We start from the raw sequence: 24,198 nt of genomic DNA on the forward strand, positions 1-24,198 counted from the left end.
ATCGGCGCAATTCCGCCGGCATAACAGAAACTATTTAAATATCAAGGACTGACTGCTGACAGATCTATCAGGCCAATATCAATTAGACATTGCTATATTGATTCGGGGAGGCAACTTAGGATGCGGACCGCCTTTGAAGCGGTCAATAGACATCGACCAGGGTACGTGGAGATCATCAAATGAGCAGAATTTTCATCACCGCTGGGGATCTTGAAGACGGCCGGATTCAAGTTTTTGCAATCGACTCGAATGGAAACATCGAGAGCCGCTGGAAGGAAACGTCCGATCCGAATTCCGGGTGGACGGGATGGTCGTCATTTCAAACGCCCCCCGGCGGGGCGTCGACGATGGCGGTCGGTTATCTTTCGGATAAACGCATGCAGTTATTCGTCACGGATAGGGGCGGCAATACGTTGAGTTGCTGGAAACAAACGACGAACCCGGACGCGGCCTGGACGCCGTGGACGGGCTTCTGAGTGCGCGGACACCATCCGAACGCGCAACGACGACCCATTAGCAGCCGCTAAGGCAATGGCCCGGGGAATATAGCCGTCTCCGGGCCGCGCCAATTGGCTTTATATACCGAGGTGCCGAGCACGGGCGGACGTGATCGCGTGTATCGGATCGGCTATTCGGCGTTTCCCTTCCCATCAAGTCACTGAGCTGGCCCTGTGCTCGATTCCCGCACGACGAGTTTTGGCTTGGCGAAATACTGCATGATGGGCTGCTCGTTATGCGCCGACTCTTCGAGGCGCGAAAGCAAGGTTTCGCTGGCGATCGTGCCGAGCGTATCCGCGCCGGCGGACAACGTAGTGAGCGGCGGGTTGGTGTGCTCGGAAGCAACGACGTTGTCGCAGCCCACCACGGCCAGCGCTTTACCCGCGCGCTTGCCCATGCGGTCCAATTCGCGCAGCACGCCGAATGCGACCTGATCGTTGTAACAGACCACGGCGGTCGGAGGAGACGCCAAATCGAAAATGGCGCGCACCGCTTGTCGTCCTCCCTCCGGCGTCAGCTCCACGTCGATGATCCATCTCGGGTCCACCTTCAAGCCATGATCGGCCATCGCCTTCAAATATCCCTGCCTTCTTTGCGTGGCGACCGTATAGCCGGCGCGATTTCCGGCGAATGCGATGCGCGTATGGCCCTGTTCGATCAAATGCTCAGTCGCGAGCTGGAACCCGACGAAGTTATCGACGCCGATCGTGTCGACGTCCGTCCCCATCGGTCGCATGACGAGCACCAGCGGAATGCCCCACGAGCGAATCTCGGCGGGAAGCGAATCGGGCGTGCCGAGCGCGGGCGACATCACCAATCCGGCGACGTTTTGTTCACGCATCGACTGCAATACGCGGGTTTGCATCTCCAGGTCTTCCGCCGTATGCGCCATGAGCGTCGTGTAACCCGATTGAGCCAGCACGCGTTCGATTGCGACGAGCAGCTCGACGAAGAAGGGGTTCGTCAGGTCGTTGATGACCATGCCGATCGTCGTGCTGCGCCTGCCGCGAAGGGTAGCCGCGCCCCGGTTGTAGACGTAGCCGAGCGCACGCGCGGCTTCGCGGACCTTTTCCGCCGTTTCCGCGCGGATCTTCGGGCTTTGCTGCAGCACGAGCGACACCGTGGACTTAGAAACCCCAGCAGCCGCGGCGATGTCCTGAATCGTCGGACCAGACTTCACATTGCTTTGCACAATTGGCACGTTCCAAAAATCGTTTGACACAGTAGGGTGAGTCTACTACAGTTCGTTGGAACGATCCAACGCAGCAATTGGAACGATCCAATAAATGAAACGGAGGACGACATGACGAAGACGATCGGTTGGGCGCTCGTCGGGGCGAGCACCATCGCCGACGAATGGATGGTGGACGCGATTCGCACCCAGCGCGACGGCATCGTCAAGGCGGTGGTGAGCGCAAGCGCGCAGCGAGCACGCGAATTCGCCGACAAGCATTCGATCGAGCGAACCAGCACGGCGCTCGAGAGCGTCCTCGCCGATTCGTCCATCGACGCCGTCTATATCAGCAGCACCAACGAAAAGCACCTGCCGCAAGTCATCGCAGCTGCCGCCGCGGGCAAACACATCCTGTGCGAAAAGCCGCTCGCGCTGTCCCAGCCTGATGCCGAAAAAATGATCGAGGCCTGCGCCGCCGCGGGTGTCGTGCTCGCCACCAACCATCACTTGCGTTGCGCGGCCACGCATCGGCGCTTGCGTGAACTCATTCGCGCCGGGGAGATCGGCACGCCGCTTTATGCACGCGTGTTTCACGCGGTTTCGCTGCCGCCGCATCTGCGCGGTTGGCGCATCGATCGGAAGGATGCCGGCGGCGGTGTCGTACTCGATATCTCCGTTCACGACGCGGACACCCTGCGATTCGTGTTGGACGCCGAGCCGGTCGAAGTCATGGCGATGTCCGCATCCTCGGGGATGGCGCAGGCCGGACTTGCCGACGGCGTGATGGGCATCATCCGCTTCGACAACGGCGTACTCGCCCAGATTCACGACGCATTCACCGTGCCCTATGCGCCGACGGGATTGGAGGTGCACGGCACCGCCGGCTCCCTGATCGCGCGCGACGTCATGACGCAACGCGCGGCAGGCGAAATCGAGCTGCGCTCCGAGCGCGGCGTGCAGGCGATCGACGTGGACCACCGCAACCTTTACGTGACCGCCGTCGAACAATTTCATCGCGCGGTATCCGCGGGCGAAGCCCCGGCGGCGACGGGCGAGGACGGTTTCCGCTCGTTGGCCACGGCGCTGGCGCTCGAGCAATCGGCCGAGCGCGGCGAGCGTGTGGCCGTCACGCGGCAATTCGCGCATTGAAACGAAACTAGGAGTCAGAACGTGCGTTCAAGCAAAGTGGTGCCGGCGGAAGCGGCGGCGCGCCTCATCGGCGACGGCGACGTCGTCACGGTCAGTTCGTCGAGCGGCTTGGGATGTCCCGATGCGATGCTCGCCGCGATCGGCGAGCGTTTCCGGCAAGAGGGGCACCCGCAGCGGCTGACGCTGCTGCATCCGATCGCCGCAGGCGACATGTACGGCATCAAGGGCATCGACCATCTCGCGAAGCCAGGCCTCATCGATACGATCGTCGCCGGCTCGTTTCCGAGCGGCTCGTCGAGCCTGCCGATGCCGGACATTTGGCGCATGATCGCCGGCAATGAGATTCGAGCCTACAACTTGCCGAGCGGCGTTTTGTTCGACATGCATCGCGACGCGGCGGCCAAGCGCCCCGGCGTCTTGACGAAGGTGGGCCTCGATACCTTCGTCGATCCGGCGCGCCAAGGCGGTGCGATGAATGCGCGTTCGCAAGCCGAACCGATCGTACGCAAGTTGAATTTCGAAGACCAAGCATGGCTCTTCTTTCCCAACATCGTTCCCCGCGTAGCCATCATCCGTGCGACGACCGCCGATGAGCGCGGCAACCTCTCGTACGAACACGAGGGAGCGCTATTGGGCGGGTGCGAGCAGGCGCTCGCGGTGCGCAACAACGGCGGGATCGTCATCGCGCAGGTCAAGCGGGTCGTCAAAGCCGGCTCGCTGCCTACTCAATGCGTGCATGTGCCTTGCAATCTCGTCGACTATATCGTCGTCGATCCCACGCAAAAACAAACGACCCAGATCGATTACGACCCGGAGATCAGCGGCGAGATCAAGGTGGCGGACGACACGTTCTCGTTCGCCGAGTGGAGCGCCGAGAAAGTGATTGCGCGCAGAGCGGCGATGGAGCTCGCGCATGGCGATGCCGTGAACCTCGGGTTCGGCATCTCGGCCAACGTGCCGCGCGTGCTGCTGGAAGAGGGACTCGACGGTCACGTCACCTGGGCGATCGAGCAGGGTGCCGTCGGCGGAATGCCGTTGCTCGGTTTTGCGTTCGGTTGCTCGGCCAACGCGGATGCCATCGTACCCTCGCCGACGCAGTTCACCTACTTCCAGGGCGGCGGATTCGACATTTCGTTGCTTTCGTTCATGCAGATCGATCGAGCCGGGAACGTCAATGTTTCCTGGTTGCCGAGCAAACCGTATTTGACCGCTGGCTGCGGCGGTTTCATCGACATCACGACGCATGCGAAACGCCTCGTATTTTCGGGTTTTTTCACGGCCGGTGCGCGATTGAGCGCGGGTGCGGGGCGCCTCACGATCGAGCAAGAAGGCCGCTCGAGGAAGTTCGTGCGCGACGTGGACCATGTCACGTTCAGCGGCGCGATGGCGCTCGAACGCGGACAGGAAGTGCGCTACGTGACCGAGCGTTGCGTCATGCGCCTCGCGCCCGATGGTCTTGAAGTGATCGAAATCGCACCCGGCATCGACGTGCGGCGCGACGTACTCGAACAAGCCGACTTTCCGCTTGCCGTCGCAAGCGATCTAAAGACGATGGATGCCGCGCTATTCGAGGACGCACCCTATGGCCTGCAATTGAAGGAGCCTCGCCGTGCGTGAATGCGATTCGATCAAGCTCGAAGCGGACGGTAGCGTTGCGATCGTCACGCTCGAGCGCCCCGACAAACTCAATGCGCTGACACCGGCGATGCTGCAAAGACTCGAAGCCGTCGCGGACGAACTCGATGCATCGAGCGAATTCCGCGCCGTCGTGCTGACCGGCGCAGGCAGCAAGGCGTTTTGCGTCGGCGCCGACATCAACGAATGGTCGGCGCTAGCCGCGCTCGATATGTGGCGTGCCTGGGTGCCGCGCGGGCATCGCGTCTTCGCGCGTTGGGCGACGTTGCGGCTGCCGGTGATCGCCGCCGTCAACGGCCATGCGTTCGGCGGGGGGCTCGAGCTCGCCGCGGCCGCCGACCTTCGTGTGGCCGACCCCGCCGCAACGTTCGCGCTCCCCGAAGCGGGCATCGCCACGTGTCCCGGCTGGTCCGGCACCCAGCGGCTCGTGTCGATCGTCGGCGCCAGCAAGGCGAAGCTGCTTGCGCTGACGGCCATGCGCATCGACGCACGGCGTGCGAGCGAGATCGGTCTCGTGGACGAAGTGAGCGAGCCTGGCGGCGCGCTCGCCGCCGCGCTCGAACTGGCGCAACGCAGTGCGCGCCTCGCCCCGGTATCGGTGCAATTGACCAAGCAATTGATCAACGCGGCCGCTGGTGAAGGCGTCGCCGTCACGCTCGAAGCGATGGCGGGCGCGCTGGCCGCAACCACCGCCGATGCGCGCGAAGGCATGACGAGCTTTCGCGAAAAGCGCCCGGCCCAATTCAGAGGCAACTGACATGAAGACCGTGGATTCCAAACCCAACCTCGCGCCGCTGTTGAAAGGCGCACCGCTCAACGGATTCGAGCCGTATTACGGCCGGCTCTTCATCGACGGGCAATGGCGCGAAGCGAGCGACGGCGCGCGCGTCGAACGCACGAGCCCCGCGCATGGCACGCCGGTATCGAGCTACAGCGCGGCGACGCCCGAGGACGCTCAAGCCGCGATCGAAGCGGCGCATCGCGCGTTTCGCAATGGACCCTGGGCGAAGATGAAGGGGGCGGAGCGGGCTCGCGTTTTATTGGCGGTTGCCGACGGCATTGCCGCTCGCATCGATCGCCTTGCACTGATCGAATCGCTCGAGAACGGCAAGCCCCTCGCGCAAGCTCGGGCGGAAGTGGCGGGATGCGTCGATCTTTGGCAATACGCGGCCAGCCTCGCACGGACGCTGAGCGGCGATGCGTACGACACCCTTGGCGATGACATGCTCGGCCTCGTGCTGCGCCAGCCGATCGGCGTCGTCGGCATCATCACGCCGTGGAATTTTCCGCTGTGGATTCTGTGCCAAAAGTTGCCGTTCGCGCTGGCCGCCGGCTGCGCTTGTGTCATCAAGCCGAGCGAGCTGACCTCGGGTACCACGGTCATGTTGATGGAGATTCTGGAGCAAGCCGGTGTGCCGGCAGGCGTCGCCAACGTCGTCACCGGGAAGGGCGCGAGAGTGGGGCAGCCGCTCGCGCAAAGCGAACGCGTGGATATGCTGTCGTTCACCGGTTCGACGGCCGTCGGCTCGATGCTCGCGAGCGTCGCCTCGAAGGGACTCAAAAAGGTGGCGCTAGAGCTCGGCGGCAAGAATCCGCAGATTGTCTTCCCCGATTGCGATTGGGACGCGATGATCGACGCGGTCGTATTCGGCGTGTACTTCAACGCCGGCGAGTGCTGCAACAGCGGCAGCCGCGTGATCGTGCACGAATCGATCGCCGAACGATTCACCGCAGCCGTGATCGAGCGCGCCCGCCAAGTACCGGTTGGCGATCCGCTGCATCCCGACGCGAAAGTAGGCGCGATCGTCAGCGAACAGCAGATGGCCGACATCCTCGATCACATCGAACGCGGCGTGTCGGCAGGTGCAACCGTGCGTCTCGGCGGCGGTCGCTACGACGACGCAAGCGGCTTCTATCTGGAGCCGACTGTGCTGGCCGACGTGACGCCCGAAATGAGCGTCGCGAGAGAAGAGATCTTCGGGCCGGTACTGAGCGTCATCGCGTTTCGTGACACCGAGCACGCAATCGACATCGCCAACGATACGGCTTACGGACTGTCGGCGGCCGTCTGGAGCCGCGATCTCGATACCTGCCTCACGGTGGCACGGGGCGTGGACGCCGGCACCATCTGGGTCAATACGTTCCTCGACGGCTACCCCGAACTGCCGTTCGGCGGCTTCAAAGCGAGCGGCGTGGGGCGCGAACTCGGGAAGCAAGCGGTCGAGGATTACACGGAGACGAAGACAGTGCAGTTGCACATCGGCCCTCGCCGTCAGTTTTGGCTTAAATAAAACGCTTAGTAGTACTTAGCGATAGCGAGACCCTGGACGGGGTCTCACCCGTAGGAAAACAACCATCTCCGGCAGAGAGAGAATCCATTTGGAGCGAGACGATGACGAAAAAAACCATATCGGCGGCGATAGCGGCGATAGCGGCGCTAGCGGTTTGCGCAAGCACGACGGCGGCCGCGGCCGCGGCCGCGGCCGACAGCAAAACGGTGGAGGTCATGCACTGGTGGACGTCCGGCGGCGAGGCGCGCGCGCTGTCCGTCCTGAAAGACGGCGTGAAGCAACGCGGCTTCGGCTGGAAGGACGCACCCATAGCAGGCGGGGGCGGGGAAGCGGCCCGCACGGTGCTCAAGGCGCGTGTCGCTTCGGGTAATCCGCCCGAAGCGATGCAGATGCTCGGGTTCACCATCGCCGAATATGCGTCGCAAGACCTACTGACGAATCTCGATCCGCTTGCCGCGAAGGAAGGTTGGGACAAGCTCGTGCCCGGTCCGATTCAACGCTTTTCGAAAGTCGATGGCCATTGGGTGGCCGTACCCGTCGATATTCATCGCACGAACTGGATCTGGGCCAATAAGAAGATTTTCGATCAGCTTCATCTGACGCCGCCGAAGACGTTCGACGAACTCGTCGCCGATGCGGCCGTGATTCGCAAGGCCGGCTACATCCCGTTGGCGCACGGCGGCCAGCCGTGGCAAGAGGCAACGCTTTTCGACAGCGCGGTCATGTCGGCGGGCGGACCGAAGTTCTATACGCAGGCGCTCGTCGATCTCGATCCGAAAGCGCTCGGTTCGAAGACGATGGAAAAGGCTTTCGATCAAATGCGTGCGTTGCGGGCAATGGTCGATCCGAGTTTCCCGGGACGCGATTGGAATCTCGCCACGGCGATGGTGATCAACGGCAAGGCGGCCATGCAGATCATGGGCGACTGGGCCAAGGGCGAGTTCGCGAATGCGGGTAAGAAGGCGAACGTCGATTACCTGTGCTTCCAATACCCGGGTACGCAAGGCGACTTCATCTTCAATACGGATCAATTCGCGACGTTCAAGAAGAGCGATGCGAGCCTGGCCGGCGAATACGCTTTCGCGTCGACCGTGCTGGATAAGGACGTGCAAGCGAAGTTCAACCAGATCAAAGGCTCGATTCCGGCTCGCCTGGACGTGCCGCAGGACGGCTTCGACGAATGCGGGCAAAAGTCGATGGCGGACCTGCGCGCGGCTGTGAAGAGCGGAACGATGGTCGGCAGCTTCGCCCATGGGCACGCGATGACTGACGGCCCGAAGAACGCCGTGTACGACGTCGTGACGCACTTCTTCAATTCGAACCAATCGTCGGCCGATGCGGTGAAGCAGCTCGTCGACGCGGTCGCGAACGCCAAGTAGCGCGCACGACCTTAGCCGAGCGTGCGGCGGCGCATCGCCGCGCGCATTCCTAGCCTCCGCAGCAAAGGTGGTTGCCATGCATACGACACAACAGGCCGCGCATGTCCCGGCGCGGGACGCGGCGCAAAGCGTGCGCCTCGGTGCGCCGCGCCGCACGCGCTGGCTCACCGAGCTGGAAAAAATCCTTCCGAAGCTCGTGCTCTCGCCGACCCTTATCGCCACGCTCATTTTCGTCTATGGATTCATCGCGTGGACGAGCGTCCTCTCATTCACGAAATCGCGCGCTTTCGCCAACCTGCATTTCGCGGGGTGGCAGCAGTACGTGCGCGTTTGGGCGCATCCGCGCTGGCACGTGGCGATCGTCAACCTGGGCGTCTACGCTTCGCTCTATGTCGTTCTGTGCATGGCGATCGGCCTCATGCTGGCGATTTTCCTCGATCAGCGTATCCGCGCCGAAGGCGTCCTGCGCGCCATCTTCCTGTATCCGATGGCGATCTCGTTCATCGTGACGGGCACGGCATGGAAGTGGATCTTGAACCCGGGCCTCGGCCTCACGAAGCTTTTTCACGACTGGGGTTGGGCGAGTTTCAAGTTCGATTGGATCGTAGACGATCGCATGGCCATTTACACCGTCGTCATCGCGGCCGTCTGGCAAGCGTCGGGCTTCGTTATGGCGATGTTTCTCGCGGGCCTGCGCGGGATCGACCAAGACATGATCAAAGCTGCTTCGATCGACGGCGCGCGCATGCCGGCCATTTATCGGCGCATCGTGATTCCGCAGTTGCGTCCCGCGTTCATCTCGGCCTTCGTCATCCTCGTGCACCTAGCCGTCAAAAGCTACGAGCTCGTGGTGGCATTGACCGGAGCCGGTCCCGGCTACTCAACCGAATTGCCTTCGACCTTCATGTACTCGTTCACCTTCACACGCAACGAACTGGGCATGGGCGCGGCAAGCGCGGTGATGATGCTTTGCACCGTCGCGGCGGTGATGGTGCCCTACCTGTATTCCGAATTGAAACCGCGCAGCACCGGCGGCGCGCACTGAGTCGCGGGGGAGATAACCATGTCGACCAATAGCTGGGATGCTCCGCAGATGGTAGCGGGCAAGCACAACACCCTCACGCGTCTCGTCATCTACGGGTTGTTGACCGTATTCGCGGCCGTTTATCTCGTGCCGCTCGCGGTGATGCTGCTGACCTCCGTCAAACCGCTGCAAGAGGTGTACAGCGGCAACATCCTCGCGCTGCCGCGCCACTGGACGATCGAACCTTGGCTCAAGGCCTGGGGCGAAGCGTGCGTGGGCCTGGACTGCTCGGGCGTCAAGGGATTCTTCTGGAATTCGACGCGCATGGTCGTATCGGCCGTCGCGATCTCGACGTTCCTCGGCGCCTTGAACGGCTATGTGCTGACCAAGTGGCGCTTCAAGGGCGATAACGTGCTGTTCGGACTTATTTTGTTCGGCTGCTTCATCCCGTTTCAGATCGTACTGATTCCGATGGCCGCGTTTCTCGGCAAGATCGGGCTCGCGCAATCGATCGCGGGGCTCGTCCTGGTTCACGTCGTTTATGGGTTGTGCTTTACGACGCTGTACTTCCGCAATTTCTACATCGCGTTTCCGGACGAGCTCGTCAAAGCCGCCATGATCGACGGCGCGCGGTTCTTCACGATCTTCTGGCGCATCTTGTTGCCTTGCTCCGGCGCGATCGCGACCGTCACGGTCATTTGGCAGTTCACGAATATTTGGAACGACTTCCTGTTCGGTGCATCGTTCACGACCGGTAGCTCGGCGCCGATCACCGTTGCACTGAACAACATCGTCAACACGTCCACGGGCGTGCGCGAATACAACGTGCAGATGGCCGCGGCGGTAATCACCGCACTGCCTACGCTGCTCGTCTACGTGGTGGGTGGCCGCTATTTCGTGCGCGGCATGATGGCCGGTTCTGTAAAGGGGTAAGCACATGGCTTCGCTGCATATTTCCAATGTCCGCAAGGCATTCGGCGCGACCGAAATCCTGAGGAACATCAATATCGATGTCGGGGACGGCGATTTCCTCGTGCTGGTGGGCCCGTCGGGGTGCGGAAAGTCGACGTTGCTGTCGCTGATCGCCGGCCTCGATACGATCTCCGACGGCGAAATCCGCATCGACAACGATCGCGTCAACGATCTTCATCCGAGCGAGCGCGATATCGCGATGGTGTTTCAAAGCTATGCGCTCTATCCCAACATGACCGTGGGCGAGAACATCAGTTTCGGTCTCGAGATGCGCAAGGTGCCCAAAACGGAGCGCAAACAAGCCGTGGCGAACGCTGCCCGTCTGCTGCAAATCGAGCACTTGCTGAATCGGCGGCCCGGACAGCTTTCAGGCGGACAGCGTCAGCGCGTAGCGATGGGACGTGCGCTCGTTCGCAATCCTAAAGTGTTTCTATTCGACGAGCCGCTTTCGAACCTGGACGCCAAACTGCGCGTGGATATGCGCACCGAGATCAAGAAGCTGCATCAACGGCTCGGCGCAACGATCGTCTACGTGACTCACGATCAGATCGAGGCGATGACGCTGGCGACGCGCATCGCAGTGATGAAAGGCGGGGTCATTCAGCAGTTCGGCACGCCGGCGGAGATTTACAACGCGCCAGCCAACACGTTCGTCGCGACCTTCATGGGCTCGCCGTCCATGAATCTGCTACCGGCCACGCTCGTGGCAGCCGAAGGGGCGCTGGCATTGCGGATCGGCGACGCGGGAGGCGCGCTCGAGATCGCGCTGCCCGCTCAGCCGCGCGCGGTCGAACGCTATGTCGGCCAGCGCGTGATCGCCGGCTTGCGGCCGGAAGCGATCGGCGTCGAAAGCGCGCGCGCGCCGGACGCGGTGCGCGAGATCGACGTCAAGGTGCTCGTGATGGAGCCGACGGGGCCCGACACGTACGCCATGCTGGAAATGGGCGGCATCGAGGTGGCGGCCCGTCTGGGCGCGGATATGCCGCATACGGCCGGCGAGCGCTGCAGCTTGCGCGTCGATCTCACCAAGCTCGTCTTGTTCGACGCGCAGACGGAAGAGAGGATCTCGTGAAACGGGCGGACGTCGTCATCATCGGCTCGGGCGTCGGCGGCAGCGCGGTGGCGTGGCAGCTTGCCGGGACGGGCCTGGACGTGCTCGTGATCGAGCGCGGCGAGGCCTTGCCTCGCGAGTTGGAGAACTGGGATGCCGAGGCCGTGTTCGGGCAGTTGAGGTACCGCGCGAAGGAGACGTGGACGGACGGCGATGGCCATCGCTATCGGCCCGGCCAGTACTACTTCGTGGGCGGGCACACGAAATTTTTCGGTACCGCGATGTTTCGGTTCCGAGAGGCCGATTTCGACGAGCTCGAGCACGAAGATGGCGTTTCCCCGGCGTGGCCCATCAAATACCGCGACCTCGAGCCGTACTACGACCTGGCGGAGCGGCTTTTCGGCGTGCGCGGCGCGGCGGGCGAAGATCCGACGGAGCCATCGCGTTCGCACGACTATCCGCACGCTGCCATACCCGATGAGCCGGTCGTAGCGCGGTTACGCCGTTTGCTGCAAGCGCAGGGCCTGCATCCGTTCCATATGCCGTCGGCGATCGATTTCGGCGACGGCGGACGCTGCGTGCGTTGCGCGACTTGCGACGCATTCCCCTGCCGCATCGATGCGAAGGGCGATGCCGAGACGCGGCTGCTACGTCCCGCGCTGCAAAAGGGTGCGGTCAGGCTCATGACCGGCGCGCGCGTGACGCGGTTGGTGACGGACGCGTCGGGGCGCCGGATCGAAGCTGCGATCGTCGAAACACGCGAAGGGACGCAAACGATCGGCGGTGGGTTGTTCGTTTTGTCGGCGGGTGCCGTGAACAGCGCGGCGTTGCTGCTCGCCTCCAAGAACGAGAAGTGGCCGCGCGGCCTCGCGAACTCCTCCGATGCGGTGGGCCGGTACTACATGAACCATAACTGCACCGCGATCCTGGCGGTCGATCCGCGCACCGTCAATGACACGCGATTTCCGAAGACGCTGTCCGTCAACGATTTTTACTTCGGCGGCACGCACGATCGTTGGCCGCTCGGCAATTTGCAGATGCTCGGCAAGATTCGCGAGCCCATGCTACGCGGCGTCATGCCGTACATGCCGGGCGTCGCGCTGCGCTATCTCGCGGACCACAGTGTGGACTTGTATGCGATGTCGGAAGACCTGCCGCGTCCGCAAAGCCGTGTCGAGCTTGCCGCGGACGGACAGATTCGACTCGCTTGGCGCCGAACGAATCTCAAGCCGCATGAACGGTTGGTACGCCAGGCGAAGCGCATGCTCAAAGATGCGGGCTTTCCGTTGGTGATGAGCCGCCGGTTCGGCGACGACACACCTTCTCATCAATGCGGCACCGTGCGCTTCGGCGCCGATCCGTCAATGGCGCCGCTGGACGAGCAATGCAAAGCCTACGACCACGAGAACCTTTACGTGGTCGATGCGAGCTTCTTTCCTTCGTCGGCCGCGCTCAACCCGGCGTTGACGATTGCCGCGCAGGCGTTGCGTGTGGGCGAGCATCTTCGCGCGGCGATCGGCGCGTCGCCCGCTTCCGTAGGTGTGCCGCCGTCGTCGCAGGGAGACCGTCATGTTTCGTAACGATGCGCATGCGGCCACCGCGTTGGTGACGGGCGGCCGCCGAGGAATCGGCCGAGCGATCGCGCTCGAGCTTGCCACGCGCGGCTACGACGTGGCATTCACCGACGCCGCCGGGGACAGCGAAGCGCAGGCGACGGTCGAGCAGATCGAGGCGTGCGGGCGCCGCGCGCTGTTCGTCGAGTCGCGGCTCGAGGATGTGGCCTCACACGGGCGAGCGTTGGACCAGATCATCGCTTGGGCGGGTGCGGTGGATTGCTTCGTCAACAATGCCGGAATTGGATCGCCCGTACGCGGCGACCTGCTCGATCTCACGCCTGAAGCGTTCGATGCTGTCCTCGGCGTCAATTTGCGTGGGACGTTTTTCATGACCCAAGCGGTCGCGCGACACATGCTCGCGACGGCACGCGAAGGCGGCCCCGCCAGGTCGATTATTTCGGTCTCCTCGGTATCGGCGCGCATGGCGTCTCCCGAGCGCGCCGAGTACTGCCTCTCGAAGTCCGCGTTACCGATGTTGACCCGGCTGTTCGCGTTGCGATTGGCCGCCTCCGGCATTGGTGTGTTCGAGGTGCGGCCCGGCATCATTCGCACGCCGATGACCGCCGCTGTCGCCCAGCGTTATGAGGCTCGCTTCGAACAGGGACTCGTGCCGATGCGCCGATGGGGCGAAGCGAGCGACGTCGCGGCCGCTGTCGGCGTATTGGCCGACGGCTCGCTGCGGTTCGCGACGGGCAGCGTATTGAACGTGGATGGCGGCTTGTCCATTTCCGCCTTGTGAGGGGCGAAGCATGAAGAACTCGACCTACGATTACATCGTCATCGGCGGCGGTTCGGCGGGCTGTGTGCTGGCCAACCGTCTGAGCGCCGATCCGTCGGTGACCGTCTTGCTCGTCGAAGCGGGCGGGCGCGACAGCCATCCGCTATTTCATATGCCGGCGGGCTTCGCTAAGATGACGAAGGGCATCGGCTCTTGGGGTTGGCACACCGTGCCGCAAAAGCACCTCAAGAACCGCGTGCTGCGATTCACGCAAGCGAAGGTGATCGGCGGAGGTTCGTCGATCAATGCGCAGATCTATACGCGCGGCGTGCCGGCCGACTACGACGAATGGGAGTCGCTCGGCGGCGCGAGCGGATGGCGATACCGCGACGTACTGCCGTATTTCAAGCGCTCCGAAGACAACGAGCGTTTCGCGAATGCGTTCCACGCCTACGGCGGGCCACTCGGCGTATCCAATCCGATCAGTCCTTTGCCGATTTGCGAAGCATTTTTTCGCGCCGGGCAGGACATGGGGATTCCGTTCAATGGCGATTTCAACGGAGCCGCGCAAGAGGGGCTCGGCTATTACCAACTGACTCAGCGCAACGCGCGTCGCTCCTCGGCATCGAGCGGCTTTCTCGATCCGGTTCTCGGCCGGCCGAACCTCTCGGTCTGGTTGCGCACGCAAACGTTGCGCGTCGTCATGGAAGGCCATCGCGCGATCGGCGTGGAGCTCGCAACGTGCGGCGAGCGCGTGCCGAAGATCGTGCGCGCCCGGCGGGAGGTCATCGTTTCGTCCGGCGCGATCGGAAGCCCGAAGCTCTTGTTGCACTCGGGTATCGGCCCCGCGGCTCACCTTGAGGCGGTGGGGGTGCGCCCGTTGCACGACCTCCCTGGCGTCGGTGAGAACTTGCAGGATCACCTCGACTTGTTCGTCATCGCCGAGTGCACCGGAGAGCACACCTACGACAAGTACAACAAGCTGCATCATGCGGCCCTCGCCGGGCTTCAATATCTCGTGCAAAAGAAGGGGCCCGTGGCATCCAGCCTGTTCGAAACGGGCGGCTTCTGGTACGCGGACGGCGTGGACACGACGGCACGCTCGCCCGACATCCAATTGCATTTGGGCCTCGGTTCCGGCATCGAGGCAGGGATGGCGAAGCTCCAGCACGCCGGTGTGACGCTGAATACGGCGTACTTGCGTCCACGCTCGCGCGGCACCGTGCGTCTAGCGAATGCGGACCCGGCGAGCGCCCCGCTGATCGATCCGAACTACTGGGCCGAACCTTGCGACCGGGCGAAATCGATCAAGGGATTGCGGCTGGCGCGTGAACTCATCGCGCAAAGCGCGCTCGCGCGCTTCGTCCAATCCGAAGTGCTTCCCGGTGCCTCGGTGCAATCGGACGACGACTTGTTCGACTATGCGTGCGCGAACGCCAAGACCGATCACCACCCGGTGGGCACGTGCCGGATCGGGCATCCGAACTCCCGCGAAAGCGTCGTTGCCCCTGACCTGCGGGTCATCGGCATCGAAGGGTTGCGTGTCGTCGACGCGTCGGTCATGCCGTTCATCCCATCGTGCAACACGAATGCGCCGACGATCATGGTGGCCGAGAAAGCGGCCGACCTGATTCTCGGGAAAAGCGCGAGTGTCGAGCCCGCCTTCGTGCAACCGGCAGGTGCCGGACGTTCAGCGTCGGGGGCAGGGCAGCACGCGACTAAGGCACTAATCGCTTCTTGAGAGAGAAAACATGCAGATCTTATTGCCGGCCGGGAACGCCGAGTTGTATCGCCACACCATGAAGCATGCGGAGTCCCACGCGGCACCGGCCGATAGCAGCGCATTCGGCCGCGTGGCCTATGCGGCCGCTCATGTCGTGATCGACCCTCGCGCCGAATACGAGCCTTGCTCGAATGCGCCGGCGATCGACTGGGACCGCACCTTGGCGTTTCGCACCAACCTATATGGCCTCGGGTTCAAAGTCGCCGAAGCGATGGACACCGCGCAGCGAGGCATGGGTCTGGGCTGGCCCGCGGCGGCCGAATTGATTCGGCGCAGCGTCGCGCATGCGCGCACGATCGACGGCGCGGACCTCGCCTGCGGCGCGGGCACCGATCAACTCGACGATCGAGCGCGTCATAGCTTGTCCGACGTGATTGCCGCCTATCGCGCGCAGTTCGAAGTCATCGATCATGCCGGCGGCCGCCCGATCATGATGGCCAGCCGAGCGTTGTGCGCGGCCGCGCGATCGCCGGAGGATTACGTGAACGTCTACGACGCGGTGCTCGCTCAAAGCAACCGCAAAGTGGTGTTGCATTGGCTCGGCGAGGCTTTCGATGCTTCGTTGGCCGGGTATTGGGGCAGCCGCGACGTACGAGAGGCGATGAACACCGTGCTCGAGATCGTGCGGCTGCATCGAGCAAACATCGAGGGGATCAAGATTTCGCTGCTCGATGCGCAGTACGAACGCGAGTTGCGGGCTCGACTGCCCGAGGGCGTGCGCATGTATACGGGCGACGACTTCAACTACGGCGATCTCATCGCCGGTGACAGCACAGGTGTCTCGCACGCGCTGCTCGGCATCTTCGACCCGATCGCCCCGATAGCGGCGCGGGCACTGAAAGCACTGGGGCGCGGCGATGTGGGCGGTTATCGCGATCTGATCATGCCGACGCAGACGCTCTCACGCGAGCTTTTCCGCGCGCCGACCCAATACTACAAAGCGGGTGTCGTCTTTCTCGCATGGCTCAACGGCCATCAAGAACACTTTTCGATGGCGGCCGGCATGCAGTCGGCGCGGTCGGTCCAGCATCTCGCGCGTCTGTTCCGCGAAGCCGATGCGTGCGGCGTGCTGGTCGATCCCGAGCAGGCGGTGCGTCGGATGAAAGCGTATCTCTCCGTTCACGCGGGCATCGAGGCCTAGGCGTGGCCGTGGGTGGATCAGAAGCAATCGAACACGGGAGTGGATCATGGTCAAGGCAATCGCCGCCCCTAGGGTAGAGACGTTCGACGAACAAGCATCGCGCACGACGTTGCCGACCTTTGGCGAAGACGTTGCGCGCAAGCTGGGCGAAATTGCCGTCAATATCGCGGCACGCCGTACGTTGCCGATCGTCGTCAGCGTCAAGAGTGTGCACCGCACGCTGTTTTACTGTGCGTTGGAAGGCAGTTGCGCGGACAACGACAAGTGGATACGGCGCAAGGAAAACACCGTCTTGCATTTCGGTAAGAGTTCGCTCGAGGTGGGGGCACAATTGAGGCGAGACGGTCGCACGTTGGCCGACTCCGGGCTTTCCGAAGAGCATTACACCGTCTATGGCGGGGGCGTGCCCTTGCGGGTCGCCAATGCCGGCATCGTGGGCGTGATGTCGGTCTCGGGCCTCGAAGACTTCAAAGATCACGAACTCGTGATCGAGACGCTGCGCTGGCATCTGGATCTATCGCTGAACTCAACTTTTGTTCAGTAAATTGAGCGCCCCCCCACCGCGCGGCTCAATACCCGCCGACCATACGGCGGGTTTCCCCTACTAACATCACTAAACTCTCCTGCTAGACTTCAGTCAAAGTTTAGTGAATTCAGTTCGTCACTAAACAGATGCCCAAGCCAAGCGCAGCCGACCGAGGCCCCGTGCCGGACCACGGTTTAGCAAATCGCGTGGCGTGCATCAATAACGGAGACGAGCAGTGGAACAACAGACACTCAAGGCGTTGCTGCAGGCAGTCGCGCAGACCGTGATCGCGCATGCGGAGGAGCTAACCACGCTCGATCAGGCGATTGGCGACGGCGATCACGGGCTCAACATGAAACGCGGTTTCGAGCGCGTGTCGGAATTGGCCGACAGCATCTCGCAACAACCGCTGCCGCAAGCGCTGACGGAAGTCGGCAAAACGCTCGTGATGACGGTCGGCGGCGCATCGGGGCCGCTCTACGGCACGTTCTTCATGACGTTCGGGAAAGAGCTGCCGGTCGAGCCGACCGTTGCCGATGTTAGCCAGGCATTCAATGCCGCGATTGCGGCGGTGGAACGTCGCGGCAAATCCAGCGCGGGACAAAAGACTCTAATCGACGTGCTCGTACCGGTTCAGGAAGAACTATCCGCCGGCGCGCAAGACGTGCTCCAGCGTGTGAATCGCACAGCGCAGGCCGCCGCGGCTGCCACGATTCCGATGCTGGCCGTGCGCGGACGCGCGTCGTTTCTCGGCGAGCGATCGATCGGTCATATGGACCCCGGCGCGCGTTCGTCCGCGCTGGTCATTTCCGCCTTATGCGATTTTCTTGGAGATTGAATTGTGCCGAACGTAGGAATAGTCATCGTGTCGCACTCGGCGAAGATCGCCGAAGGGGTCGCGGATATGGTGCGTCAAATGGTGGGTGACAGTGTGTCGGTGGCGTATACGGGCGGGAACGTCGACGGCGGGCTCGGGACGGACGTCGGCGCGATCATGAGCGCGATCGATCGGGCGTGGTCCGACTCGGGCGTCGTGGTGCTGGTCGATCTCGGCGGCGCCGAAACGAATAGCGAAATGGCGATTGAAATGCTCGACGTGGATCGGCGAGACAAGGTGCTGCTGTGCGATGCGCCGCTCGTCGAAGGCTCGATCATCGCCGCGGCGGAAGCGTCCGGCGGCGCCCCGGTCGAGCAGGTCAAGAGCATGGCCGAAGAAATGCATCGGCAGTGAAACAAGAGGAGAAGGGTACATGTCGCATGCGGTTGCCATCGGAAGCGCTCGCTTGATCAACGAAACGGGATTGCATGCCCGGCCAAGCGTCAAGCTAACGCAGCTTGCCAAATCGTTTCATGGGCATGTCGAGTTGGCTATTTCGCCCGATGGTCCTTGGATCAACGCAAAGAGTCCGGTGAAGGTGATGAGCTTCCAGGCCGAAGCAGGGATGTCGCTTTACTTCCGCGCAACGGGCGAGGGTGCGAGCGAGGCGGTGGCGGCGATGGTGGCGCTGGTCGAGCGAAACTTCGATGAAGGCAATCTGTGCGGCACCAACGGAGATTGTCATGGCTAGCTTGATTTTCGAAGGCCGCCCGGCATCCCTAGGATTGGCTGCCGGCCCCCAGATGCGGCTCGCGGCGAACGATACGGTAGCGCGAAGGCGTACCGCTCGCTTGGATTCGGAATTGGAACTGGCCGACTTGCGCGCGGCTATTGAGGCAGCGACGCTTCAACTCCAGGCACTAATTGCCCGCGTCGATGCGCATAGCGCCGAGATCATTGGATTTCAAATTGCATTGGCCGAAGACGAAGAACTGTGCGAGCCGATCTTCGCGGCGATTCGGCAGGGCGCCGCCGCGGACGAAGCATGGCGCGGCGCGCTCGACGACGAGATCGAGACTTACGAACGTTCGCCCAACGATTATTTTCGGGCGCGCGCTTCCGATCTAAAAGATTTGCGCGATCGAGTCCTCGCTTGTCTGTTCGGGCTCGACGCTCAAGATGGGCTGCCGAGCGGGGCGGTCATCGTCGGCACGGATTTGTCGCCGTCGCGATTTCTATCGATCGATTGGACGCGCGGCAGCGCGATCGTGTTGACGCAGGGGAGCGCCACGAGTCACGTTGCCATGTTGGCGCGTGCCCGGGGCGTGCCGATGATCGTCGGGCTGCAGGGCAGCATCCCCGCCGACGCGAACGAGATTCTCGTCGATGCCGTGCAGGGGAAGGTAATCGTGGCACCAACCGAGGATGAGCGGCGGCGATTTGATCGGCGAATGCAAAGCGATGCAGCAGAGCGCGTCGTCAACGAAAGCGCCGCGCGTTGCCCCGCCGTCACGAAAGATGGCGTTCCGATTGCCGTCTCGATCAACGTTGCCGGTCTCGACGAACTCGATCGGCTCGATCCGGCGATGTGCGACGGCATCGGCCTCGTGCGCACGGAATTGCTGTTCGCCGATGCGTCCGCACAGCCGACCGAAGACGTTCAGTACGACGTGTATCGGCGCCTGCTGAATTGGGCCGCCGGGCGCCCGGTGATCGTGCGCACTGTCGATGCGGGCGGAGACAAGCCGATCGCGGGCCTCACCATCGACGGCGAGAGCAATCCGTTTCTCGGTGTGCGGGGCGTGCGTTTATCGCTCCTGCGTCCCGAACCGTTTCGCGTGCAGCTTCGCGCGCTCGCTCGCGCAGCCGTGCATGGACCTTTGAAGGTCATGGTCCCGATGGTGACGGTGCCCGGCGAGTTGGACGCGGTCCGGTCGATGTTTCGCGAAGAGGTGCAAGCGCTGCGGCAGGCCGGGACAGCGGCCGAGGTGCCCGCGTTGGGCATGATGATCGAGGTGCCTGCCGCGGCGATCGCACCCGAACTCTTCGCATCGGATTTCTTCTCCATCGGCTCGAACGACCTGACGCAATATGTGACGGCGGCGGGCCGGGATAACGACGCGGTCGGCGCGTTGGCCGATCCGTTGAATCCCGCTGTGCTGCGCCTGATCGAGAACGTCGTCCGCTACGGCGAACGCGCCGGCATTAGCACGAGTTTATGTGGAGACGCTGCGGCCGATCCGCGTGTGCTGCCGCACTTGCTCGCCTGCGGCTTGCGATCGATTTCGGTGGGAGTGGCGAGCCTCGGACGCGTCAAGGCGGCCATTGCAACGATCGACTTGAACGCATGAAATCCTCCGCGCCCATCGCTTTCATTGAATACGCCATCAAGCATTCGCCATGAACCAAGAAGAGAAGTCTCCCGCGCGGCAAGATCTGGTAGCCGAATATAAGCGCGTCCTAACCGGCGTTTTGGACAACCGTCCTTCGGGCACCCGCCAACACTTGGCTCAGGCGCTGGGAAAGCATCGTTCGTTCGTTTCGCAGATTACCAATCCTGCGTATACGACGCCGATTCCCGTCGATCACCTGAATACGATTTTCTCGGTGTGCCATTTTTCCGCCGCCGAGCGCAGTGCTTTTCTCGAGCTTTATCGGCAGGCGCATCCGCGCCGCCAGTTGCCGACCGGTTCGCAGCATCGCACACGTATGGTCAGCGTGACGTTGCCGGACCTCGACGATGCCGAGTTGAACCTGAAGCTCGATCACCTGATTGCCGATTTTGCTCGAACACTGACACAAATGGCGAGCACGTTTGCTTCATCGCCAGATGACACGGAGGAGACGCAATGAAGAAATTGATTAATGCGCCGGAGAAAGTGCTTGATGAGTCGCTCGATGGTTTCGCCGCGGCTCACGCAAACCTGATTACGTTGGGGGCGGAGCACAAGTTCGTCAGGCGCAAAACGTTGAAGCCGGGCAAGGTCGCGCTCGTATCGGGCGGCGGCGCGGGGCATGAGCCGCTGCACGCGGGGTTCGTGGGCGCGGGGATGCTCGATGCCGCCTGCCCGGGCCAGATCTTCACGTCTCCCACGCCCGATCAGATCGCGGGCGCAATCAAGGAGGTCGATTCCGGCGCGGGGAGTCTCGTCATCGTCAAGAACTACGAGGGCGATGTGATGAACTTCGAGATGGCCGCCGAGCTGGCGGACGGGCACGTCATGACCGTGGTGGTGGACGACGATGTCGCCGTCGAAAAATCGACCTACTCGACAGGGCGTCGCGGTGTGGCCGGCACGTTGGTCGTCGAGAAGATCGTCGGTGCCGCCGCGGAAGAAGGGCGGACGCTCGAGGCGCTTCATGCGCTCGCGCAAACCGTCAATAGCCGCACGCGCTCGATGGGCGTAGCACTGAGTTCATGCACGGTGCCAGCCGCAGGCACGCCGACATTCAAGCTCGCCGACGATGAAATGGAGATGGGCGTGGGCATTCACGGCGAGCCCGGCCGCCGGCGGGTCAAGCTGCAAAGCGCTGACGCGATCGCGGCGGAATTGGTCGAGTCGATCATCGAGGATCTGAAGCCGGGCAGGGGCAGCGATTGCTTGTTGTTCGTCAATGGCTTTGGCGGCACGCCGTTGATCGAACTGTACTTGATGGTGAATTCGGCGAAGCGAATTCTAAGCAGCCACGGCATTTCGGTGACGCGCTTCTTGACCGGCAACTACGTGACTTCGCTGGAGATGGCGGGCTGTTCGATCACGGTGACCGAACTCGACAATGAATTGATGAAGCTCTGGGATGCGCCGGTCCGTACCGCTGCGCTGAACTGGGGTTGATCCAAACAGGAAGACGGAGGAAGACATGGAAAACGGATTCGTTGGCGAGTTGGTTGGAACGGCACTGCTCGTGCTGATGGGCAACGGCGTGGTGTCGAACGTATTGCTGACCAAATCGAAGGGGCAAAACTCGGGTTGGATCGTGATCGCTACCGGCTGGGCTTTCGCGGTGCTGGCAGGCGTGGTGACCGCAGTGGCGCTGGGGAGCCGGGGCCACCTCAATCCGGCGGTGACCCTAGCATTCTTCGCGCTGGGACATTTTCCGAAAGAGGAGCTATTGCCGTATTTGTCCGGCCAGCTCGTCGGCGCCATTTTGGGGTCCGTGCTGGTTTGGCTGGCGTATCTCGCGCACTGGAAGAGCACGGAAGATGCCGGGATCAAGCTGGCTTGCTTCTCGACGGGCCCCGCTATTCGCGCGCCGTTTGCCAACGTTCTCACGGAGTTTATCGGCACGTTCGTCTTGGTCTTTTTGGTCGTCGCGATTTTCAATAAGTCGGTCGGGACGACGGGCGTGCTCGGCCCGCTTACCGTGGCGCTGATCGTCTATGGCATCGGCCTCTCGCTGGGCGGTCCCACGGGTTTTGCGATCAACCCCGCACGGGATTTCGGCGCGCGAATTGCCCATTCGATCTTGCCGATTCCGGGCAAGGGATCGTCCGACTGGTCGTACGCCTGGGTGCCCGTCGTGGGCCCGATTCTGGGTGGCATAAGCGCGATCGGCATCGCCAGGCTGGCCGGGATGATGTGATCGCACCGCGTGATTAGCGACGGGCTTTGCCCGCCGCTACGCCGACTTTACCGAGGGACTGCCAATGAAGAAACTCATCAACGAACCATCCGCTGTCGTTCGAGAAATGCTCGAAGGCATCGCACGGCAAGCGCCGCACGTCGCGATTCTCGGCGACGAGAATGTTCTCGTTCGCCGGGCGCTCGCTGAAACCTCGAAACGTCCCGTTGCGCTGATTTCCGGCGGCGGCAGCGGCCATGAGCCGGCACACGGCGGCTATGTCGGCAGCGGTATGCTCAGCGCGGCCGTATGCGGCGAGGTGTTTACCTCGCCGTCCACCGATGCCGTGCTCGCCGCGATTCACGCCACGGCTGGAGAAAACGGCGCTTTGCTGATCGTGAAGAATTACACGGGCGACCGTTTGAATTTCGGTCTGGCTGCGGAGTTGGCCCGATCGGAGGGCGTACCCGTGGAAATCGTGACCGTCGCGGACGACGTATCGTTACGCGGACGTGTAGAGCGCCATCAGCGCCGCGGCATTGCTGGGACGGTACTCGTGCATAAGATCGCCGGCGCCGCCGCGGCGAAGGGGCTCGGGTTGAACGAAGTGGCGGCCATTGCGCGCAAGACGGCGGAGAACCTCGGGACGATGGGCGTTGCGTTCGACGGCTGCACCTTGCCGGGCGCGGAAAAGGCCGGCTTCCACCTCGCGGACGACGAGATCGAGCTCGGGCTCGGCATCCATGGCGAGAAGGGCGTCGAACGCACCGCCCCGATGAAAGCGAAAGAGCTGACGGACACGCTGCTCGGCAACATCATCGAAGATCTGGGATTGAGAAACGGGGACCGGGTTGCACTGCTGGTCAATGGGTTGGGCGCGACACCGGAAATGGAATTGGCGGTGGTGCTGCGCGATGCGTTTGCGAGCCTAAGTCAAAGACAGATCAACGTCGAGCGCGCGTGGGCCGGGACGTTCTTGTCGGCACTCGATATGCCTGGGTGTTCGATATCGGTGCTGCGTCTCGACGATGAGATGCTGGGGTTGCTCGATGCCGATACCGAGGCGCGTGCATGGCCGGGCGGTGGAGCGGTCAATCACCGGGTTCGCATCGAGCCCGCCGCTGCGGGCGCGAGCGCGGCGATCGGCTCATCGGAGATGGGCGAGGGTAACGCAGGGCCTTGGTCCGCGCGGTTCAAGCCGGCATTGCAGGCGGTCGCTCACGCGCTGCTCGACCAAGAAGCCGTCCTCACCGAACTCGATTCGAAAGCCGGTGACGGCGATCTCGGTGCCAGCATGCGGCGCGCGGCCGAAGCCATACTCGCGGTGCCGGCCACTGCGCTCGGCGGACCTGATAAGGCGCTCGCCGCGCTCGGCTTGGCATTGCGCCGAGCCATCGCGGGAAGCTCGGGGCCGTTCTATGCGACCGCATTGATTCGCGCGGCTCGCATCCTCGCGGATCATACGGCACCGACCGCGTTGGATTGGGCCGCGGCGATGCGCGGCGCGGCCGACGCCATCGGCGAACTCGGCGGCGCGAAGCCCGGCGACCGCACGATGCTGGATGCGCTCGTACCTGCCGTAGATGCATTCGAGCGTGAGTTGAAATCGGGCTACGACGCGTACAAGGCCTGGGCCGCGGCAGTCAGTGCGGCGGAAGCAGGGGCCCGCGAGACGGCAAACATGACGCCGCGCGCGGGGCGGGCAAGCTATCTGGGTGCACGCGCAATCGGATCGCCCGACGGCGGCGCGGTCGCCATCGCGTGCTGGTTGAAGGCTTTGCAGCCGTATATCTCGGCGCGCTAGGCGATCTTTGAGGCAACCGGGTGCGCCGGCAAGATGTTCTTGTCGACGCCCTGCTTT

At 62.9% G+C, this 24,198-nt stretch carries 23 protein-coding genes; 22 read left to right on the forward strand and 1 reads right to left on the reverse strand.

Annotation, left to right across the window (positions count from 1 at the left end; translation table 11 throughout):
- Positions 1-179 precede the first annotated feature (179 nt).
- Complete coding sequence (locus C0Z18_RS22785; RefSeq protein WP_102647716.1) at positions 180-476, forward strand: hypothetical protein; 297 nt, start codon at positions 180-182, stop codon at positions 474-476.
- 179 nt (positions 477-655) lie between these two features.
- On the opposite strand, the gene C0Z18_RS22790 is transcribed toward C0Z18_RS22785, so the two are convergent.
- Complete coding sequence (locus C0Z18_RS22790; protein WP_233217441.1) at positions 656-1,699, reverse strand: LacI family DNA-binding transcriptional regulator; 1,044 nt, start codon at positions 1,697-1,699, stop codon at positions 656-658.
- A gap of 102 nt (positions 1,700-1,801) precedes the next feature.
- On the opposite strand from C0Z18_RS22790, the gene C0Z18_RS22795 reads away from it, so the two are divergent.
- From C0Z18_RS22795 to C0Z18_RS22895, 21 genes are all read left to right on the forward strand, one after another.
- Positions 1,802-2,821, forward strand: coding sequence for a Gfo/Idh/MocA family protein (locus tag C0Z18_RS22795; protein ID WP_102647717.1), 1,020 nt, complete (start codon positions 1,802-1,804; stop codon positions 2,819-2,821).
- 21 nt (positions 2,822-2,842) lie between these two features.
- Positions 2,843-4,438 carry an acyl CoA:acetate/3-ketoacid CoA transferase gene (locus tag C0Z18_RS22800; RefSeq protein ID WP_102647718.1) on the forward strand — a complete coding sequence of 532 codons (1,596 nt, stop codon included), beginning with the start codon at positions 2,843-2,845 and terminating at the stop codon, positions 4,436-4,438.
- Positions 4,431-5,213 carry an enoyl-CoA hydratase/isomerase family protein gene (locus tag C0Z18_RS22805; protein WP_102647719.1) on the forward strand — a complete coding sequence of 261 codons (783 nt, stop codon included), beginning with the start codon at positions 4,431-4,433 and terminating at the stop codon, positions 5,211-5,213. Before C0Z18_RS22800 ends, C0Z18_RS22805 begins: the two co-directional genes overlap by 8 nt.
- A gap of 1 nt (position 5,214) precedes the next feature.
- Positions 5,215-6,747, forward strand: coding sequence for an aldehyde dehydrogenase family protein (locus C0Z18_RS22810; protein ID WP_102647720.1), 1,533 nt, complete (start codon positions 5,215-5,217; stop codon positions 6,745-6,747).
- Positions 6,748-6,848: 101 nt separating this feature from the next.
- On the forward strand, positions 6,849-8,126 hold the full coding sequence (locus C0Z18_RS22815) for an ABC transporter substrate-binding protein (protein WP_102647721.1): 1,278 nt from the start codon (positions 6,849-6,851) through the stop codon (positions 8,124-8,126).
- 76 nt (positions 8,127-8,202) lie between these two features.
- Positions 8,203-9,171, forward strand: coding sequence for a carbohydrate ABC transporter permease (locus C0Z18_RS22820; protein ID WP_102647777.1), 969 nt, complete (start codon positions 8,203-8,205; stop codon positions 9,169-9,171).
- A 48-nt stretch (positions 9,172-9,219) separates the two neighbouring features.
- Positions 9,220-10,083: a carbohydrate ABC transporter permease gene (locus C0Z18_RS22825; protein ID WP_199189528.1), complete on the forward strand. Its 864-nt coding sequence runs from the start codon at positions 9,220-9,222 to the stop codon at positions 10,081-10,083.
- A 4-nt stretch (positions 10,084-10,087) separates the two neighbouring features.
- Positions 10,088-11,194, forward strand: a complete 1,107-nt coding sequence (locus C0Z18_RS22830; protein ID WP_102647723.1) for an ABC transporter ATP-binding protein — start codon at positions 10,088-10,090, stop codon at positions 11,192-11,194.
- On the forward strand, positions 11,191-12,753 hold the full coding sequence (locus tag C0Z18_RS22835; RefSeq protein ID WP_102647724.1) for an FAD-dependent oxidoreductase: 1,563 nt from the start codon (positions 11,191-11,193) through the stop codon (positions 12,751-12,753). The genes C0Z18_RS22830 and C0Z18_RS22835 overlap by 4 nt, the downstream gene beginning before the upstream one ends.
- A complete protein-coding gene (locus C0Z18_RS22840) occupies positions 12,743-13,528 on the forward strand; it encodes a 3-ketoacyl-ACP reductase (protein ID WP_102647725.1) in 786 nt (261 codons plus the stop codon). The genes C0Z18_RS22835 and C0Z18_RS22840 overlap by 11 nt, the downstream gene beginning before the upstream one ends.
- A gap of 10 nt (positions 13,529-13,538) precedes the next feature.
- A complete protein-coding gene (locus C0Z18_RS22845; protein WP_102647726.1) occupies positions 13,539-15,248 on the forward strand; it encodes a GMC family oxidoreductase in 1,710 nt (569 codons plus the stop codon).
- A gap of 10 nt (positions 15,249-15,258) precedes the next feature.
- Positions 15,259-16,431, forward strand: coding sequence for a dihydrodipicolinate synthase family protein (locus C0Z18_RS22850; protein WP_102647727.1), 1,173 nt, complete (start codon positions 15,259-15,261; stop codon positions 16,429-16,431).
- 46 nt (positions 16,432-16,477) lie between these two features.
- The gene (locus C0Z18_RS22855; RefSeq protein ID WP_102647728.1) at positions 16,478-16,975 is read left to right on the forward strand and encodes a heme-degrading domain-containing protein; all 498 of its coding nucleotides are present in this window, start codon (positions 16,478-16,480) and stop codon (positions 16,973-16,975) included.
- Between the two features lie 217 nt (positions 16,976-17,192).
- Positions 17,193-17,795: a dihydroxyacetone kinase subunit DhaL gene (gene dhaL / locus C0Z18_RS22860; protein WP_102647729.1), complete on the forward strand. Its 603-nt coding sequence runs from the start codon at positions 17,193-17,195 to the stop codon at positions 17,793-17,795.
- 3 nt (positions 17,796-17,798) lie between these two features.
- Positions 17,799-18,188: a dihydroxyacetone kinase phosphoryl donor subunit DhaM gene (gene dhaM / locus C0Z18_RS22865; protein ID WP_102647730.1), complete on the forward strand. Its 390-nt coding sequence runs from the start codon at positions 17,799-17,801 to the stop codon at positions 18,186-18,188.
- A gap of 52 nt (positions 18,189-18,240) precedes the next feature.
- Positions 18,241-18,525 (forward strand): HPr family phosphocarrier protein, encoded by a 285-nt coding sequence (locus C0Z18_RS22870; RefSeq protein ID WP_199189525.1) that lies wholly within the window; start codon positions 18,241-18,243, stop codon positions 18,523-18,525.
- Positions 18,518-20,125 (forward strand): phosphoenolpyruvate--protein phosphotransferase, encoded by a 1,608-nt coding sequence (gene ptsP, locus C0Z18_RS22875; protein WP_102647732.1) that lies wholly within the window; start codon positions 18,518-18,520, stop codon positions 20,123-20,125. Before C0Z18_RS22870 ends, ptsP begins: the two co-directional genes overlap by 8 nt.
- Positions 20,126-20,174: 49 nt before the next feature.
- Complete coding sequence (locus C0Z18_RS22880; RefSeq protein WP_102647733.1) at positions 20,175-20,627, forward strand: hypothetical protein; 453 nt, start codon at positions 20,175-20,177, stop codon at positions 20,625-20,627.
- The gene (gene dhaK, locus C0Z18_RS22885) at positions 20,624-21,610 is read left to right on the forward strand and encodes a dihydroxyacetone kinase subunit DhaK (protein WP_102647734.1); all 987 of its coding nucleotides are present in this window, start codon (positions 20,624-20,626) and stop codon (positions 21,608-21,610) included. The genes C0Z18_RS22880 and dhaK overlap by 4 nt, the downstream gene beginning before the upstream one ends.
- A 25-nt stretch (positions 21,611-21,635) precedes the next feature.
- Positions 21,636-22,358: an MIP/aquaporin family protein gene (locus C0Z18_RS22890; RefSeq protein WP_102647735.1), complete on the forward strand. Its 723-nt coding sequence runs from the start codon at positions 21,636-21,638 to the stop codon at positions 22,356-22,358.
- A gap of 64 nt (positions 22,359-22,422) precedes the next feature.
- Positions 22,423-24,141, forward strand: coding sequence for a dihydroxyacetone kinase family protein (locus tag C0Z18_RS22895; protein WP_102647736.1), 1,719 nt, complete (start codon positions 22,423-22,425; stop codon positions 24,139-24,141).
- The last annotated feature ends 57 nt before the right edge of the window (positions 24,142-24,198 follow it).

The sequence above is a fragment of the Trinickia dabaoshanensis genome (genome assembly GCF_002879885.1).
Lineage (GTDB): Bacteria > Pseudomonadota > Gammaproteobacteria > Burkholderiales > Burkholderiaceae > Trinickia > Trinickia dabaoshanensis.